General features: G+C 36.7%; 17 protein-coding genes. 1 reads left to right on the plus strand and 16 read right to left on the minus strand.

What is annotated here, in order from left to right; translation table 11 throughout:
* Positions 1–90: 90 nt before the first annotated feature.
* The 15 genes from DYE60_RS06645 to nhaB all read right to left on the minus strand — a co-directional run bounded on the left by DYE60_RS06645 (position 91) and on the right by nhaB (position 14,841).
* Positions 91–1,686, minus strand: coding sequence for an ABC transporter substrate-binding protein (locus tag DYE60_RS06645; RefSeq protein WP_115315847.1), 1,596 nt, complete (start codon positions 1,684–1,686; stop codon positions 91–93).
* Positions 1,687–1,911: 225 nt separating this feature from the next.
* Positions 1,912–3,174: a UDP-N-acetylglucosamine 1-carboxyvinyltransferase gene (gene murA, locus DYE60_RS06650; RefSeq protein ID WP_115315848.1), complete on the minus strand. Its 1,263-nt coding sequence runs from the start codon at positions 3,172–3,174 to the stop codon at positions 1,912–1,914.
* A 66-nt stretch (positions 3,175–3,240) separates the two neighbouring features.
* Positions 3,241–3,498: a BolA family protein gene (locus DYE60_RS06655; RefSeq protein ID WP_115315849.1), complete on the minus strand. Its 258-nt coding sequence runs from the start codon at positions 3,496–3,498 to the stop codon at positions 3,241–3,243.
* Positions 3,499–3,515: 17 nt separating this feature from the next.
* A complete protein-coding gene (locus DYE60_RS06660) occupies positions 3,516–3,839 on the minus strand; it encodes an STAS domain-containing protein (RefSeq protein WP_115315850.1) in 324 nt (107 codons plus the stop codon).
* A 5-nt stretch (positions 3,840–3,844) separates the two neighbouring features.
* A complete protein-coding gene (mlaC, locus tag DYE60_RS06665; protein ID WP_115315851.1) occupies positions 3,845–4,486 on the minus strand; it encodes a phospholipid-binding protein MlaC in 642 nt (213 codons plus the stop codon).
* A 24-nt stretch (positions 4,487–4,510) separates the two neighbouring features.
* Entirely contained in the window at positions 4,511–5,011 is a 501-nt protein-coding gene (gene mlaD, locus DYE60_RS06670) for an outer membrane lipid asymmetry maintenance protein MlaD (RefSeq protein WP_115315852.1), read from the minus strand.
* Between the two features lie 30 nt (positions 5,012–5,041).
* The gene (mlaE, locus tag DYE60_RS06675; protein ID WP_115315853.1) at positions 5,042–5,818 is read right to left on the minus strand and encodes a lipid asymmetry maintenance ABC transporter permease subunit MlaE; all 777 of its coding nucleotides are present in this window, start codon (positions 5,816–5,818) and stop codon (positions 5,042–5,044) included.
* Complete coding sequence (locus DYE60_RS06680; RefSeq protein ID WP_115315854.1) at positions 5,811–6,617, minus strand: ATP-binding cassette domain-containing protein; 807 nt, start codon at positions 6,615–6,617, stop codon at positions 5,811–5,813. Before DYE60_RS06680 ends, mlaE begins: the two co-directional genes overlap by 8 nt.
* A gap of 45 nt (positions 6,618–6,662) precedes the next feature.
* Positions 6,663–7,295: an MBL fold metallo-hydrolase gene (locus DYE60_RS06685; protein WP_115315855.1), complete on the minus strand. Its 633-nt coding sequence runs from the start codon at positions 7,293–7,295 to the stop codon at positions 6,663–6,665.
* Between the two features lie 13 nt (positions 7,296–7,308).
* The gene (gene mepK / locus DYE60_RS06690; protein ID WP_115315856.1) at positions 7,309–7,869 is read right to left on the minus strand and encodes a peptidoglycan L,D-endopeptidase MepK; all 561 of its coding nucleotides are present in this window, start codon (positions 7,867–7,869) and stop codon (positions 7,309–7,311) included.
* Positions 7,870–7,982: 113 nt separating this feature from the next.
* The gene (locus DYE60_RS06695) at positions 7,983–9,422 is read right to left on the minus strand and encodes a L,D-transpeptidase family protein (protein WP_115315857.1); all 1,440 of its coding nucleotides are present in this window, start codon (positions 9,420–9,422) and stop codon (positions 7,983–7,985) included.
* Between the two features lie 148 nt (positions 9,423–9,570).
* Entirely contained in the window at positions 9,571–11,487 is a 1,917-nt protein-coding gene (locus DYE60_RS06700; protein WP_115315858.1) for an ABC transporter ATP-binding protein, read from the minus strand.
* Positions 11,488–12,586 (minus strand): peptide chain release factor 2 gene (gene prfB, locus DYE60_RS06705; protein ID WP_115315859.1). Its coding sequence is split into 2 segments (ribosomal slippage): positions 11,488–12,510 and positions 12,512–12,586, totalling 1,098 coding nucleotides; the frame shifts between segments, so codons are not numbered across the junction.
* A gap of 157 nt (positions 12,587–12,743) precedes the next feature.
* On the minus strand, positions 12,744–13,280 hold the full coding sequence (gene dsbB, locus DYE60_RS06710) for a disulfide bond formation protein DsbB (RefSeq protein WP_115315860.1): 537 nt from the start codon (positions 13,278–13,280) through the stop codon (positions 12,744–12,746).
* 22 nt (positions 13,281–13,302) lie between these two features.
* Positions 13,303–14,841: a sodium/proton antiporter NhaB gene (nhaB, locus tag DYE60_RS06715; protein WP_115315861.1), complete on the minus strand. Its 1,539-nt coding sequence runs from the start codon at positions 14,839–14,841 to the stop codon at positions 13,303–13,305.
* Between the two features lie 171 nt (positions 14,842–15,012).
* Here nhaB and fadR point away from each other — a divergent pair, with 171 nt between their 5' ends.
* Complete coding sequence (gene fadR, locus DYE60_RS06720) at positions 15,013–15,735, plus strand: fatty acid metabolism transcriptional regulator FadR (protein WP_115315862.1); 723 nt, start codon at positions 15,013–15,015, stop codon at positions 15,733–15,735.
* Between the two features lie 83 nt (positions 15,736–15,818).
* On the opposite strand, the gene aspA is transcribed toward fadR, so the two are convergent.
* Positions 15,819–17,243 (minus strand): aspartate ammonia-lyase, encoded by a 1,425-nt coding sequence (aspA, locus tag DYE60_RS06725; protein ID WP_115315863.1) that lies wholly within the window; start codon positions 17,241–17,243, stop codon positions 15,819–15,821.
* Between the last annotated feature and the right edge of the window lie 29 nt (positions 17,244–17,272).

Consider the following 17,272-nt stretch of genomic DNA (forward strand, 5'->3'; position numbering starts at 1 on the left):
TCAATTTAAATCATAAAAACAAAGCGGTAAGATTATAATGGATTTTTGCAAATTTTATATAAAATCTTACCGCTTTAGGTTTAATTTTGACTATTTAATTAAATCGACACCGTAAAAATCGTGTAAGCCAAAAGGACTGACCACATAACCTTGCACTTCTTTACGCACAGGGAAGTAGGTTGTTGAATGTGCAATTGTTAGCCAAGGAGCTTTTTCTTTTAAAACAACTTGAGCCTGTTTATAAAGCTCTGTACGTTTTGCTTGATCTGACTCTTGTACCGCTTTGGTCACTAAATTATCAAATTCAGGATCACAAAATCTCGCATAATTAGATCCAGCTTCCATTGCCGAGCAACTTAATAACGTATTTAAGAAGTTGTCAGGATCACCATTATCCCCAGTCCAGCCCATTAGTCCTGCTTGATGCTCGCCTTGACGCATACGTTTTAAATATTCGCCCCATTCGTAGCTGACAATTTTGGTATTTACACCCACATTTTTCCAATCTTCTTGGATGATTTCAGCCATTCGACGAGCATTTGGATTATAAGGTCGAGAAACAGGCATTGCCCAAAGTTCCACATCAAAGCCCTTTTCAAAGCCAGCTTCTTTTAGCAATGCTTTCGCTTTTTTAGGATCATATTCATAGTCTTTTATCTCGTCATTATAACTCCACATTGTTGGTGGAATCGCATTTTTAGCCACTTGTCCAGCACCTTGATAAACCGAGTCAATAATCGCTTTTTTATTCACTGCATAGCTCAATGCTTGGCGAACTTTTAAATTATCAAACGGTTTTTTCTGCGTATTAAAACCTAAATAGCCAATGTTTAAACCCGGTTTTGACAATAACGTAATGTCAGAATCAGTTTTTAATTTGTCAATATCCGCAGGATTTGGATAAGGTGCGGCGTGACACTCCCCTTTGGTTAATTTTGCATAACGTACTGAGGCATCCGGCGTGATTGAAAAAACTAAACGATCAATTTTTGATTTACCTTGCCAGTAGTCTTTGAAGGCTTTATAACGTAGATTTGCATCTTTTTGATAAGAAATAAAAACAAATGGACCTGTTCCAATTGGCTGGGTATCCACATTTTCTGGTGTCCCCGCTTGCAACATTTTATCCGCATATTCTTTTGAGAAAATAGAGGCAAAATCCATCCCTAAATTTGCTAAGAAAGGAGCATTTGGTACTTTTAAGCTAAATTTAACGGTGTAATCATCCATTTTCTCGACTTTATCAAGGATGTTTGCCATATCCATCCCTGTAAAATATTCATAGTTTCCACCTGATACTTTATTATATGGATGATTAGGATCTAATTGACGATTAAAGGAAAACACCACGTCATCCGCATTTAAATCACGCGTTGGCTTAAATGCTTTATTGCCGTGAAATTTCACGCCTTTACGTAAGTGAAAAACGTAGGTTTTTCCATCATCGGACACTTCCCATTTTTCCGCTAATGACGGAATAACTTTTGTTGTACCTTTTTCAAAAGCCGTTAAACGATTATAGACTGTCCGACCTACCGCATCTAGCGAAGCACCATCAGTTGCAAGTTGTGGACTTAAAAATGAAGGCGAGGCTTCTAAGCAATAAACAAACGTTTTGGTATTTGCAAATGCTGTCGAAGAAACGAGAGCAAGGGTCAGCAGTGACAGTTTTTGTACTGTTTTCATTGGTTATACTCCTGTGTTGTGTGTGCATAAAATAATTATTATAAGAGCATTATGTTGTGTTATTTTTTGCTCTTGCTTTAGGAATATACAAGTTTTTTGATGAAGTGCAATAGTTTTTTTATGAAGAAAATAAAAAAAATGAAGGAAATAAAGAAGGACTCAAAAAAATAAAGGTAACTCCTAAGAATTACCTTTATCTAAATTTAAATAAAACAGCAGAAACTATTATTCTTCGAAACGCTCTATGTTAGCACCAATTTTTCGTAGTTTTTCTTCAATATGCTCATAACCACGATCAATATGATAAATACGATCCACAACTGTTTCACCCTCTGCAATTAGCCCTGCTAGAACTAAGCTGATTGAGGCACGTAAATCTGTCGCCATTACTTGAGCTGATGATAATTTTTCTACACCGTGACAAATTGCGGTATTTCCGTCAATTTCCGCTTTCGCTCCCATTCTGATTAGTTCAGGAATGTGCATAAAACGGTTTTCAAAAATAGTTTCTTTGATTGTGCTTGAACCATCCGCAATCACATTTAATAATGTGAACTGAGCTTGCATATCCGTTGGGAATGCTGGGTGTGGCATTGTGCGAATGTTTACTGCTTTTGGTCGTTTGCCTAATGAATCAAGGGTAATGCTATCTTCCGTGACATCAACTTGCATTCCCGCTTCACGCAATTTTTCAATCACGGCATCAAGAGTGTTAGCTTTTGTACCACGACAAGTGATTTTTCCTTTTGATACTGCTGCTGCAATTAAGAATGTACCTGTTTCAATACGATCTGGTACGATACTATGCTCACAACCACCAAGCTCTGCAACGCCTTCGACAGTAATCATATCTGTACCAAGCCCTGTGATTTTCGCACCCATTTTATTTAGGAATTCTGCAGTATCCACCACTTCTGGCTCACGAGCCGCATTTTCAATTACCGTTGTACCTTGTGCTAAGGTTGCTGCCATCATTACAGATAATGTTGCACCAACGCTCACTTTATCCATATAAATACGACAACCCACAAGGCGTTCACTAACCTGTGCTTTCACATAACCTTGATCCAAAGTAATGGTTGCACCCATTTTCTCCAATGCTGAAATGTGCATATCCACAGGTCTTGCACCAATAGTACAGCCACCTGGTAATGAAACTTGTCCTTGATGGAAACGAGTTAAAAGCGGTGCTAATGCCCAAATTGAAGCACGCATTGTTTTCACTAATTCATAAGGTGCAACATAATGATTGATTTTACTTGCGTCAATATGCACCACATTATGCTGATCTCTTTCAATAGAAACACCTAGCTCTCGTAAAATTTTAAAAGTGGTATCGACATCTTTTAAATCAGGAACATTGGTCAGCTGAACGGGTTTTGTCGCTAAAATAGCAGCAAATAAAATAGGTAATGCTGCATTTTTTGCACCTGAAATATTGACTTCCCCACTCAACGTTACAGGACCTTTAACTCTAAATTTTTCCATTGAAATTCCTTTGTATTCTTTATTTTTGTAAATTTTAAAAAAAATTTGACCGCTTACTCGATTATTCTAGCTCGGCATATTTAATAATTTTTCTCTTTTCCACTGATCAACAGTAAAGGTTTTAATTGTTAATGCGTGGATAGCGTTAGTTGCAAATAATTCGGTTAGAGGTGCGTAAATCATTTGTTGTTGTTTTACTTTTGAAAGTGAAGCAAAACTATCACTCACGGCAATAACACCAAAGTGTGAGCCATCGCCCTGTACGTGAATTTCATCAAGTTCTAATGCATTATTTAAAAGTTCTTCTATTTGTGTAGTTTCCATTATGAGTCTTATTTTAATTAAAGTTTAAAAGAAATTAACCAATCTTCTAATCCAAAAAGTATAGCTAAATCACTCACTGATTGAGGAAGGTTGATTAAACGATTATTTTTAGTATGGTAAAGATGTAATAGTTCAACCAGTAATGCTAAACCAGCAGAATCAATGACATCAATATCACTTAAATTCCAATGAATTGTATTACATAACTCAGTAGATAAAAAGGAATGACGTTGTTCCCACAATGGAAACAACGTATCTCTTGTTAACGAACCTGATAAATCAACTTGTATGTAATCTACTTCTTGCTTTATATACCAGTTGATAGATTGTGTTGATTTCATAAATATTAGTGGCTTAATGTAATCGGTTTTTGAATAGATTGTTCAATTTTCTTAATTAGTGCATCAATACCTTGCTTACGCAGTGTACCACTCCATTCATTTTGTTTTGTCGCAACCATACTTACACCTTCAGCTGCCATATCATAAGCTTGCCACTCACCTGTTTTACTGTTTTTACGCCATTTAAAATCTAATTTAATTGGTGCAACATTATCTGATGCAAGCACATTTACTCGGATACTGACAATCACTTTATCATCCACTGGTTTCTCTTTCTCAATTTCTACTTTTTGATTAGTATATTGCGTTAAAACCTGTGCATAAGACTGTTCAATAAACTGTCCAAACACATCAAAAAATTTATCTCTTTGTTGAGCATCTGCTGTTTTTAAATATTTACCTAATACTAATAAACCTGCATATTTCACATGTACGTAAGGCATTAGATCATTACGAACGATAGTGCGTAAATAATTTGGATCTGCTTTAATTTCTGTCTGATGTGTTTTGATATCATTAAACAGTTTATCTGCAGTTTGATTCATCATTTGATATGGATTGCTATTTCCTGCTGTTGCTTGTGCTGAAAAAAGCACCGCAATACTCATAACAGAACCTAAAATTATTTTTTTTAACATTTTCATTATAAATCTCCGAATTAAGTTAAATTATTATTTTGTTGTTTTCGTCTCGGAATTCTCTGATTTTTTATCGCCATATAAGAATTGACCGATTAAATCCTCTAAAACCATTGCTGAATTGGTATCATAAAAACGATCCCCAGCTTTCAATAGAGCTGTTTCACCTTCAAGCATAAAACCAATATTCAACGCGATGTACTGCTCGCCCAATAAACCTGCTGTTTTGATAGAAAGAGAGCTAGTGTCAGGAATGGCATTAAATTTTTCATTGATGGCTAAGGTTACTTTTGGTGTGTAGCTGTCTGCATCTAAGCTAATTTCGGCTACTCGTCCAACGACAACGCCACCTACTTTAACAGGTGCACGCACTTTTAGTCCACCAATATTATCAAAAGTTGCATAAAGAGGATAGGTTTTCTCCGCTGAAAAACCTTGTACATTCGCGACTCTTAATCCTAAAAAGACTAATGCACCTAAACCAATTAGTACAAATAGCCCAACCCAAAATTCATATTTTAATGACTGTCTCATTATCTTTTCCTTAATATTAACTACTAAACCTTAACCGCCAAACATAATCGCCGTTAAGATGAAATCTAAACCTAAAACCACTAATGATGCATTCACCACTGTTTTTGTTGTGGCTTGGCTAATCCCTTCTGATGTCGGGATACAATTATAACCATTAAATAACGCAATCCAAACAACAGCAAAAGCAAAAAAGAGACTTTTTACCAAGCCGTCAAACAGATCCATTAACGTGACACTATTTTGCATAACAGACCAGAAACTGCCTGAGTCCACACCTTTCCAATCCACGCCCACTAACGAACCGCCCCAAATACCAATCGCAGTAAAAATCACCGCAAGAATCGGCATTGAGATAACGCCAGCCCAAAAACGAGGGGCAATCACCCGTCTTAACGGATTAACCGCCATCATTTCTAAACTTGAAAGTTGTTCTGTTGCTTTCATCAAACCGATTTCAGCGGTCAATGCCGAACCTGCTCGCCCTGCAAATAACAATGCTGTAACCACAGGACCTAATTCTCTTAACAGAGAAAGCGAGACTAATTGCCCAAGACTGGTTTCTGCTGAAAAGTCCACTAACACTACATAGCCTTGTAGCCCAAGCACCATTCCAATAAAAAGTCCTGAGAGCATAATAATGAGTAGGGATTGCACACCTAACACATAGAGATTTTTAATCACTAGTGGGGTATTTTTACGAAACTGTGGTTTACCAATCAATGCGTGATAAAGCATAAAATTAGCACGCCCAAATTGACGAATAAAATCAATCACAGTCGCTCCAATAAATGAAATAAATTTAATCATTAAATAGCTCCTGTAAATAATTTTTTTGCGTTGGATAATGGAAATGTACGGGACCATCTGCATTGCCAGCTAGGAATTGTACCACTTGAGGATCATCACTTTGCATCAATGTTTGTGGCGTCCCTTCGGCAATCACTTTTTTATCTGCAACAATATAGGCATAGTCAGCGATACTCAAGACTTCTTGCACATCGTGTGAAACAACAATAGAGGTTAATTTTAGTACTTCATTGAGCTTTTTAATCAATTCAACAATAACGCCCATACTAATTGGATCTTGCCCAGTAAAAGGCTCATCGTACATTATCAATTCAGGATCTAAGGCGATTGCACGAGCCAATGCAGCACGGCGAGCCATCCCCCCTGAAAGTTCCGAAGGCATTAAATCAATCGCACCACGTAATCCCACTGCTTCTAATTTCATTAGCACCATTTTTCTGATTAAACTTTCAGACAATTTGGTATGTTCACGGATGGGATAAGCCACGTTATCGAAGGTAGACAGATCACTAAATAATGCACCAGACTGAAATAGCATCCCCATTCTTTGGCGAATTTGATAAAGTCTTGCAGTGTTTACTTTGCAAATATCCTCACCATCAAACAAAATCTCGCCTGAATCAGGTTGTAGTTGCCCGCCGATAAGGCGTAATAAGGTGGTTTTTCCGATCCCAGAAGGTCCCATAATAGCAGTAACCTTACCTGCTTCTACACGCAGATTGAGATTATCGTAAATAATACGATCCCCTCTCTTAAAAGTGAGGTTCTTGACCTCAACTAAATTTTTGCTACTTTGCATTTGAATTTCAATAATCTTATAGGAATTAACTAAATGAATTTTACATCATTTTTTTAAGAAAGGGTTATTTTGTTTTTCTTGACCAATCGTTGTATAAGCACCGTGTCCAGCCACTACCACAAAATCATCATCTAAATCAAAAAGTTTCGTGCGAATGGTTGAAATGAGCTGGTCAAAATTCCCTTTATATAAATCAGTACGCCCAATACTATTTTGGAAAAGCACATCACCACTAAATACAATTTTATTTTCAAAATCAAAGAAACCAATATGTCCAGGCGAATGTCCAGGAAGATGGCGAATATCAAATTTTAAATCGCCCACTTTAATTAGATCCCCATCATTAAGCCAATGATTCGGTAAGAATCCTTCTACACGAGGAAAGCCATATTCTTGAGTGATTTCACCAAGTTGTTCAAACAAAGGTTGATCTTCCTCTTGTGAACCATAAATTGCCACACCAAAATGAGTGCGTAATTTATCTGCTGCCATAATATGATCGAGATGACCGTGAGTAATTAAAATTTTGGTTAAATTAAGTTGCTTACTTTCGATAAAATTGATCAAGGTTTCTGCTTCGTCACCTGGATCAATAATTGCTGCATTTTTTTGATCGTCCCACACAATAGAACAGTTCTGCTGGAATGCGCCAACAGGAATAATTTGTAAATTAAACATAAAATATTACCGCTTATGATCCACGCCAAGTACGGACTGGACCAGTATCTACATGAACAAAATTACTACGAGGATAATAACCAACGCCACCATCGTGCAAATTCATTGCTGTATTACGTAAATGAGAAAGAGAGACGCCACTAAATCGTAAATCTATCGCCTGACCTTTTATATGATAACTTCTAAGGGCAACTTGTCGGCTACGGCGACGCATTTTTGCATTGGTTCGTGCTGTACGATAACCACAAATAATCTTTACCTCAGCATTACGAAACCCTAAGCTCTTTTGAAGTTTATCTAGCTTTAAGAACAAATTTGTATCCATTTTTCTAATTCGATTTGTTCTACGATCGCGTAAAATATAGTTAAGTTTGATCAATTCAGAAGAAATAAAACGGCGTCCATTATGGAATTTTGATTGGAGATGCTCTCCGGTATTTATATTATGAAAACGTAAAGAAATTGGCTTTGGTGTTGATAATTTTGCCTCAACAGATGCAGGTAACAGACTAGCTCCTAATACAATGCCTCCAAGAGAAAGCCAACGGCGACGACTATTATCAATTTGTTCCACGAAATCTCCTTTTAGTTTTTATAATAATGTGTTTCATTTAGTTTATTATATTCAAAGAAAGTTCCTTAAAAAACAAAATTTTAAGGAACTTTGCTTAAATTATACTCTATTGATTAAAAAGCCATCTTAAGTGACTTCCAATCAAGACTATTTGTACTAAATTTAGGATCTAAATTATAAATATCCGACACTGTATTCACTTTGCCTTTTTCAACCCAAGATGTAACATAATAGAGATAAACAGGATTTGCTGATCTAATTTTTACATAAGCCGTTTCTTCACTTTTATAAACTTGATTATGTTTTTCTTGTGACCACCCCGCTTCTGTTAACAAAATCTTACCCAATTCAGAGGCTTTTTCAACTCGTACGCACCCTGAACTTAATGCACGCTTTTTACGTTTAAATACACTTTTGTGTGGTGTATCGTGTAAGAATATGGCTTCCGCACTTGGCATATTAAATTTATAACGTCCTAATGCTGCTGTTTTTCCTGCTTTTTGACGGATCATATACGGAAATTTCTTCGCATTTTCTCCTTTATAACTCTCCCAATCAATAGAACTTGGATCCACTTTTTTCCCAGCATAATTTAACACGGTAAAGCCTTTCTTCGCTCCATAGCCCACATTTTTTGCATATTTAGGAATAACATCTTTTTCTAAAATCGTTGGTGGAACTGTCCAAGGTGGATTCACTACAACATCACTTAACTGACTAAATAAAACAGGCGTTGGGCGTTTTTTCTTTCCTACTACAACAACAGAATGTAATGCCAATTGCCCATTTTTAAAATAATTTAGCTGATAAGTTGGAATGTTCACATATAATCCATTCGTAAAATTAGGAATAACACGCAAACGCTGAGCATTTAATGCTAATTTCTGTTCATTTTTAGGACCAAGTGTTCCAGATAACACTTTATTTGCAGTCGCTAAATAAATAGCATTATCTATCGGAATGAATTTTTTAAGGAATGACTCGCCATAATTACTATTTATCGCATTCATCCAAGCAATTAAATCGACTTCTTTTATAGAAGAAGGCTGATAATCAAAAGGGGCATAAAGCCAAGTATTGATATTTTTCTTTAAATTTTTGTTGAAATAATAATAATCTAAAAAAGCATCACTTAATAAAATATCTCGTTTCGCACTTCCTTTCTGACTCGCTAAAATATGATTTAATGTACTTAATGATCTCTTCGACACACCACTTGCAACAAAAATAGCATAATCTTGCATAAACAGATTCACTAATGCTGGGTCGCTCCAAATTGATTTAAAATTTGCAAGAATATAAAGTTTCTTTAACGAATCAAAAGATTGTAATTGATGACGTGGCACATTCTGAAGAAGAAGCTTTTCTGCTTGTAATAATAACTTGGGATTTTGCATAAACCCGCGTAATTTTTCAACTTCTTGTTGAGTATGACGTTGTTGAGCTTTTAAACTCAAGGTTGCTAGAACATTATCACCATTTTTTGCGTAACTGGGTAAAGCCATCATTGAACTTACCCAAGAAAATAGTATAACCAAAACTGTTTTTTTCATATATCCTCCTCAGAATCTGAAATCGATTAAACTAACCAAAATTATTCTAATAATCATCTTTTTGTGGTTAATTTATATTCAAACGGAAGATTGTAACATAGATATTACAACCTTAACCAATACTTTTTAATCTACTCAATATCAAAAATCAAAGAGGATTTAACAACTCTTCTAACTGATCGTGACACTCCAACCACTCCATTTCCACTTCTTCAAGTTGTTGTTTTGTTTCAACTTGTTCGGCTAAAATTTGCGTTAACTTTGCTTTATTTTCAACTTCATAAAGTTCATTTGAGGCAAGTTTTGTTTCAATTTCCGCCAAGCAAGCGGTCAATTTTTCTAAACTTTTTTCCAATTTTTCAATTTTTTTACGCAGTGGTGCAGTTTGTTTACGCAATTCGGCTTCTTGGCGTTTTTGCTCTTTACGGTTCACCGCACTGTTTAAATTATCCGTTGAAGCGGTCTGATTTTGTGATCTTTTTGCAAGTTCAAGCTGATTTTGTTCATTAAGCCATTTTTGATAATCGTCCAAATCGCCCTTAAATTCTTCCACTTTTTTATCGTGAACCAAATAAAACTCATCAACGGTGCTACGCAATAAATGACGATCGTGCGATACCACCACAAGCGAACCTTCATATTGAGTCAATGCCTCTGTCAAGGCTTGTCGCATATCCAAATCTAAATGGTTGGTCGGTTCATCGAGTAACAGTAAATTTGGACGTTGCCACACGATCAAGGCTAAAACCAAACGAGCTTTTTCGCCCCCTGAAAAACTTTTTACTGCTTGTTTGACTTTATCGCCGTGAAAATCAAATCCACCCAAATAGTTTCGTAATTCTTGCTCCGTTTTTTCTGGGGCGATATGAGTTAAATGCCATAATGCACTCTCTTCCATTCGTAGCGTGTCTAACTGGTGTTGAGCAAAATAACCCAATTTTACACCTTTGGCTAAAGCTACTTTACCTGTTTTTGGGGCTAATTCTTCAGCTAATAATTTGATTAAGGTCGATTTACCCGCCCCATTTCGCCCAAGCAAGCCAATACGAGAACCCGGAACTAAATTAAGTTTTACCGATTCTAAAATTGTTTTATCACCATAGCCTGCACTCACTTTTTCCATTGAAAGTAGCGGACTTGGTAAAGATAACGGCGGACGGAATTCAAATGAAAATGGGCTATCAATATGTGCTGGTGCAATCATTTCCATTTTTTCTAAGGCTTTAATTCGGCTTTGTGCCTGTTTTGCTTTGGTCGCTTTGGCTTTAAAGCGATCGATAAAACTTTGCAAATGCTCGACTTTACGTTGCTGTTGCTGATAGGCTGCATTTTGTTGGGCTAATTTAGTGGCTCGTTGAATTTCAAAGGAGCTGTAATTCCCTGTGTATTCGTGCAACTGCTGATTTTCAATATGGATCACACGATTGATAATCGGATCTAAAAAATCCCTGTCGTGTGAAATCAAAATCAACGTACCTTTATATTGTGTGAGCCAACGCTCTAACCAAATGACCGCATCTAAATCCAAATGGTTAGTCGGTTCATCAAGTAACAATAAATCACTACGACAAAGTAACGCCTGAGCCAAATTCAAACGCATACGCCAACCACCAGAAAAGGCTTTTACAGGCTCATCAAGTTGTTCGGTACTAAAACCTAAACCGTTTAACAAGGTTGCGGCACGAGCTTGGATCGTCCACGCATCAATGGTATCTAATTGAGCATGAATCGTCGCGATTAAATGCCCATCATTATCTAAATTTGCTTGCTCTAAGGCTTTGTTCAGCTCGGTATATTGACGATCCCCTAAAATCACATAATCCAACGCAGAAATATCAAGGGCAGGCGTTTCTTGGTTTACCCACGCAATAGACCAACTACTCGGATATTTCGCCTCGCCACCTTCTGGGGTAAATTCATTTTTAAGTAAACCTAATAGCGACGATTTTCCACAGCCATTTTTTCCCACAAGACCGACTTTTTGCCCTGTATGAATAACGGCATTAGAATGTACTAAAAGATCTGCTTGCCCGCGTTTTAAGGTTAGATCGGTAAAATAAATCATTTACAACCCAGCCTTTAAACTTGCTTCAATAAAGCGATCTAAATCGCCATCAAGTACCGCTTGGGTATTACGATTTTCAACGCCCGTGCGTAAATCTTTGATACGGCTGTCGTCAAGTACATAAGAACGAATTTGACTACCCCAGCCGATGTCGGATTTGCTTTCTTCAAGGGCTTGTTTTTCAGCATTTTGTTTTTGCATTTCTAATTCAAATAATTTCGCACGCAGTTGTTTCATCGCACTGTCTTTATTTTGGTGCTGTGAACGTCCGTTTTGACATTGCACCACAGTATTTGTTGGTAAGTGGGTAATACGCACTGCCGATTCGGTTTTATTCACGTGCTGACCACCCGCTCCTGAGGCACGATAAACGTCAATGCGTAGATCCGCTGGGTTGATATCAATATCGATGTTATCGTTGATTTCAGGGTAAATAAATGCGGCACTAAATGAGGTGTGACGGCGGTTATTTGAGTCAAACGGGCTTTTACGTACTAGGCGATGAATCCCTGTTTCAGTACGCAACCAACCAAAGGCATATTCACCAAACACTTTAACCGTTGCCGATTTTAAGCCAGCCACATCGCCGTCTGAAACTTCGATCAATTCCGTTTTAAAGCCTTTGCTTTCTGCCCAACGTAAATACATTCTCAGCAACATTTCTGTCCAGTCTTGGGCTTCTGTTCCGCCTGATCCTGCTTGTAAATCAATGTAACAATCGTTTGGATCATTCTCGCCACTAAACATACGGCGGAATTCTAATTTCGCTAATTTTTGTTCTAAAACGTCCGCTTCTTCAACGGCTTCGTTGAAGGTGTCTTCATCTTCCATTTCAACAGCAAGCTCAATCAAGCCTTCAACATCATCAACACCTTGTTCTAATTCTTTGATTGTGTTGATAATTTCTTCGAGGGCAACGCGTTCTTTTCCTAACGCTTGGGCTTTTTCAGGATTATTCCAAACTTCTGGTTGTTCTAATTCTGCGTTTACTTCTTCTAAACGCTCAACTTTGACATCAAAGTCAAAGATACCCCCTGATAACTTGGGTGCGTTCGGTTAGATCTGTAAGTTGGTTTTTAATTGGGTTTACTTCAAACATTTTTATTCCTTTTCTATGTGATTTTACAGGAGGATATTCCATTCGCGTTGCTCATTCAATCCACCCCTACTATTTTAAATATAATAAACAAGCGGTAAGATTTTATTAAAAATTTGCAAATTCTCAATAAAATCTTACCGCTTATGCTTTAAAAAATTTAACCAAAAATAAGTTGGTTATTCTTTTTTGATCGTTTAAATTGGCTAATAGCAATGAGAACGAGTGCTAACAAATATCCACCGAAGACAACAATTAGCCATTGTGGCATTGAGAAACTTAAAAAAGTCCATTGAACTTCACTGCAACTTCCCGTCGCTTCAAATACGTTCGGAAACCACTCATTTAATGGCAGTGTTGGTGGAAAATCCACTTTAATTGGGCATTGATTCCACGGTGATGGATTAAACTGATAATTGGTGTGCTTAATGGCAAGACTCAACCCTTTAATTGCACCAAAAATACCGATAAATAATCCCAGTAATCTGAAAATAAGAAAACGAGGGGCAATAAATGCCATCACCCCTGCAATACAAATACTGAATAAGGCAACACGTTCATAAATGCACATTACACAAGGGGCTAATCCCATTTTATGTTGAAAATAGAGGGCGACACCTTCTAGGATCAAACCGCTTAATATCAGACAAAACCAAGCACTGCGTGTGAGAGAAAGCTCTTTAATGTAATTCAGCATAAATAATCAGTTCCTACTAAGTCTAACGAATGACTAACCAACCCCAGTTTTCCATTAAAGAGGTTAAGGTTGGTAAGAAAAATTCAAGTGAGAAAAATCCGACTAATGATAGCACAATTGTATAAGGTAATGCCATATAGACCATTTTACCGTAAGAGAGGCGAATTAACGGTGCAAAAGATGACGTTAATAAGAACAAGAAAGCCGCTTGCCCATTCGGTGTTGCCACAGAAGGTAAGTTTGTTCCTGTATTGATCGCAACCGCAATTAAGTCAAACTGTTCTCGGCTAATCACATTCGCTTTTAAGGCTTGTAATGCTTCGTTAATGTAAACCGTTCCAACGAATACGTTATCCGAAATCATTGAAAGAATACCATTAAAGATGTAGAACAAACCAAGTTGTGAGCTTTCATCTGCTGATAATACATATTGAATGATTGGTTCAAACAGTTTTAAGTCTACAATGACCGCCACCACAGAGAAGAAGACCACCAATAATGCAGTAAAAGGTAATGACTCTTTGAAAGATTCCCCCACATTATGTTCATCGGTGATACCACAGAACGCGGTACAAATAATAATGATCGTTAAACCGATAATTCCGACATCCGCTAAATGGAACGCTAAACCAATCACTAACCATACACCAGCGATGGCTTGAACCGCTAATTTAGCACGATCTTGACTGGTCATTCGTTTATCTTGTTCAAGATTAAAACGAGCAAGAATAGCCCAAACTTTACGAGGTAATGGATCGCCATAACCAAATAGACGATAACGTTCAAGGACATAGCAAGTTAATGCACCAAAAATAATCACTGGGATACTCACAGGGGCTACACGTAAGAAAAACTCACCAAAGTGCCAGCCCGCTTTTTCAGCAATAATTAAGTTTTGTGGCTCACCCACCATTGTCATTACGCCACCTAATGCACTCCCCACGCCAGCGTGCATTAACAAACTACGCAAGAAACTACGAAAATGTTCAAGCACTTGTGCATTAGTTGTGATTTTTTCATCGCAACTGATATCGCTCGAATCTTTAAAAGAGTGACCAGATGCAACTTTATGATAAACACCATAAAAACCAACACTCACACTGATAATTACCGCAATAACCGTTAAAGCATCTAAGAATGCAGAAAGAAACGCAGCACTTAAACAGAAAGCAATAGAGAGTGTTCTTTTTGAGCGAACCATAATCAACAGCTTAGTAAATACATAAAGTAATAGCTGTTTCATAAAATAGATACCCGCCACCATAAACATCAATAGCAGGATAACTTCAAAATTAGACATAATTTCTTCTTTGATATGATGTGGGTTTGTCATACCAATAAATACCGCTTCTATTGCAAGTAATCCACCTGGTTGAAGCGGATAACATTTAAGTGCCATTGCCAGTGTAAAAATGAATTCGACAACTAAGCACCATCCTGCAATAAAAGGATCAATAATGAAAAGAATTGGATTTAAAACTAAAAAGGAAATAATGGCAAATTTATACCATTCTGGAGAATTTCCTAAAAAATTTTTATAGACAGAGCTAAGGTTAATCATAAAATTACTCTCCTTAAAAAAAGTGTGATTCCCGTCTTAAATTAAAAACATTACGATTGTAATATAGATTAGATTAAACGATAATAAAAAAATACAATTAGCATAAAAAATTATCGACAAGATCAAATTTTATCTAAAATTACTGATAGTTATACATAGGGAGATATAAAAATGAACCATAACAAGGATATTTTAAAGGCAAGTAGCCCTGCTGCTCTTGCAGAAGAGTATTTAATAAAAAGTATTTGGAATAATACTTATCCTTCAGGCAGTTATCTTCCCGCAGAACGAGAGCTTTCAGATATTATCGGCGTAACTAGAACAACCTTAAGAGAGGTCTTACAACGACTATCAAGAGAAGGCTGGCTTAATATTCAACATGGAAAACCAACACAAGTAAATAATATTTGGGAAACCGGAAGTCCGACTATTGCAGAAAAACTAATGAAACTAGATCACAGTATTGCACCACTTATTATTTCAGATATTCTTTCACTTCGTACAAGAATGGCTGATTTCTATATTAAAGAAGCAATACAAGTAAATCAAAAAGGGGCGATTGCTATTTTTGATAATCTTGACAATCTTAAAGAAACAGCCAAAGATTATCTAGAATTTGATTACCATGTATTCAGAGGTTTTACTGTTGTAGCGAACAAACCGGTGTATAGCTTGCTTTTTAATAGCTTTAAAGGTTTATACAATCAAATTGGGGGAATTTATTTTAACATTCCAGAGGGAAGAAAAATCGCCTTAGAATTCTATAAAACACTCTATCAAATTTGTTTAGAGGGCGATTATGAAAAAGTCTGCGACTGTATTAAAATTCATCGAGAACAAAGCGGACTGATTTGGAATGAAATATTAAGTAAGCTCCAACAAAAAGCGAAGTAATCCAATAAAAAATAAGCGGTCATATTTTTAGAACTTTTTGCAAATTCTTAAAAAAATATGACCGCTTCTTATTCTGCTAAAAACTATTCATCATCCGTAAATTTTTTCGCTTTATATTTTGGATTCATTAAGTTTTCAGGCGAAAGAATATCATCAATTTCAGCCTCAGTTAATAATCCTAATTCAAGCACAACTTCTTTTACGCTCTTACCTGTTGTTGCACAAGTTTTACCCACGATGTCACCGTTATGGTGTCCGATAAATGGATTTAAGTAAGTCACGATACCAATTGAATTAAACACGTAATCTTGGCAAACTTGACGGTTTACAGTAATACCATCAATACATTTATCACGTAAATTCACACAGGCATTCGCTAAAATGCTGATTGATTCAAACATCGCTTGACCAATCACAGGTTCCATTACGTTAAGTTGTAATTGCCCAGCTTCTGCGGCGAAAGTGACGGTTGTATCGTTACCGATTACTTTAAAGCAAACTTGGTTTACCACTTCTGGCACAACCGGGTTTACTTTGGCAGGCATAATAGATGAACCCGCTTGTAATTCAGGTAAATTGATTTCATTTAAGCCCGCACGTGGACCTGATGAAAGTAAACGTAAGTCGTTACATACTTTTGAAAGTTTAACCGCAGTACGTTTCAATGCACCGTGTACCATTACATAAGCACCACAGTCAGAGGTTGCTTCGATTAAGTTTTCAGAAAGAGAACAAGGTAATTTTGTTACTTCTGATAAATATTTCACCGCTAATTCAGGATACCCTTCCGCCGTATTTACTCCAGTTCCGATCGCTGTCGCACCTAAGTTTACTTCAAGTAATAACTTAGCAATATTTTTCAAATTACGCACTTCTTCCTCTAATAAGACAGAAAATGCTTTGAATTCTTGCCCAACGGTCATCGGTACTGCATCTTGTAATTGAGTACGCCCCATTTTTAATACGTCAGCAAATTCTGTGGCTTTATTATCAAAAGATTCTTGTAAATAACGCACTTTTTCAATTAACGCCATTACGCTGTTATATACCGCAATTCTAAAACCAGTCGGATAAGCATCGTTGGTTGATTGGCTGGCATTGACGTGATCCATTGGATCAAGGAATTGATATTCCCCTTTCTTATGCCCTAAAATTTCTAATGCTAAGTTAGCGACTACTTCGTTAGTATTCATATTTACCGAAGTGCCAGCTCCCCCTTGATAAACGTCAGATGGGAATTGATCCAAACAGCGACCATTTTCTAAAATTTCATCACAAGCCTCCACAATCGCTCTAGCAATTTTTTTAGGAATAACACCTAATTCGCCATTTGCTAATGCCGTTGCTTTTTTAACTGCGACCATTCCACGTACAAACTCTGGTACATCAGAGATAGTAGTGTCAGAAATATTAAAATTTTCGACCGCTCTTAATGTATGAATTCCCCAATACACATCACTAGGTACTTCACGTTTCCCTAATAGATCTTCTTCAATACGAACGCTCATTTGATACTCCTTTTGTTCTGATTTTATGT

It is taken from the genome of Phocoenobacter uteri (genome assembly GCF_900454895.1).
Lineage (GTDB): Bacteria > Pseudomonadota > Gammaproteobacteria > Enterobacterales > Pasteurellaceae > Phocoenobacter > Phocoenobacter uteri.

Bases quoted from the DNA above. Each gene is read 5' to 3' on its own strand.
- DYE60_RS06685 (WP_115315855.1), bottom strand. From the start codon at position 7,295: ATGTTTAATTTACAAATTATTCCTGTTGGCGCATTCCAGCAGAACTGT.
- DYE60_RS06700 (WP_115315858.1), bottom strand. From the start codon at position 11,487: ATGATTTATTTTACCGATCTAACCTTAAAACGCGGGCAAGCAGATCTT.
- nhaB (WP_115315861.1), bottom strand. From the start codon at position 14,841: ATGATTAACCTTAGCTCTGTCTATAAAAATTTTTTAGGAAATTCTCCA.
- dsbB (WP_115315860.1), bottom strand. From the start codon at position 13,280: ATGCTGAATTACATTAAAGAGCTTTCTCTCACACGCAGTGCTTGGTTT.
- DYE60_RS06660 (WP_115315850.1), bottom strand. From the start codon at position 3,839: ATGAAATCAACACAATCTATCAACTGGTATATAAAGCAAGAAGTAGAT.
- DYE60_RS06655 (WP_115315849.1), bottom strand. From the start codon at position 3,498: ATGGAAACTACACAAATAGAAGAACTTTTAAATAATGCATTAGAACTT.
- murA (WP_115315848.1), bottom strand. From the start codon at position 3,174: ATGGAAAAATTTAGAGTTAAAGGTCCTGTAACGTTGAGTGGGGAAGTC.
- fadR (WP_115315862.1), top strand. From the start codon at position 15,013: ATGAACCATAACAAGGATATTTTAAAGGCAAGTAGCCCTGCTGCTCTT.
- DYE60_RS06645 (WP_115315847.1), bottom strand. From the start codon at position 1,686: ATGAAAACAGTACAAAAACTGTCACTGCTGACCCTTGCTCTCGTTTCT.
- DYE60_RS06695 (WP_115315857.1), bottom strand. From the start codon at position 9,422: ATGAAAAAAACAGTTTTGGTTATACTATTTTCTTGGGTAAGTTCAATG.
- DYE60_RS06680 (WP_115315854.1), bottom strand. From the start codon at position 6,617: ATGCAAAGTAGCAAAAATTTAGTTGAGGTCAAGAACCTCACTTTTAAG.
- aspA (WP_115315863.1), bottom strand. From the start codon at position 17,243: ATGAGCGTTCGTATTGAAGAAGATCTATTAGGGAAACGTGAAGTACCT.
- mlaE (WP_115315853.1), bottom strand. From the start codon at position 5,818: ATGATTAAATTTATTTCATTTATTGGAGCGACTGTGATTGATTTTATT.
- mlaD (WP_115315852.1), bottom strand. From the start codon at position 5,011: ATGAGACAGTCATTAAAATATGAATTTTGGGTTGGGCTATTTGTACTA.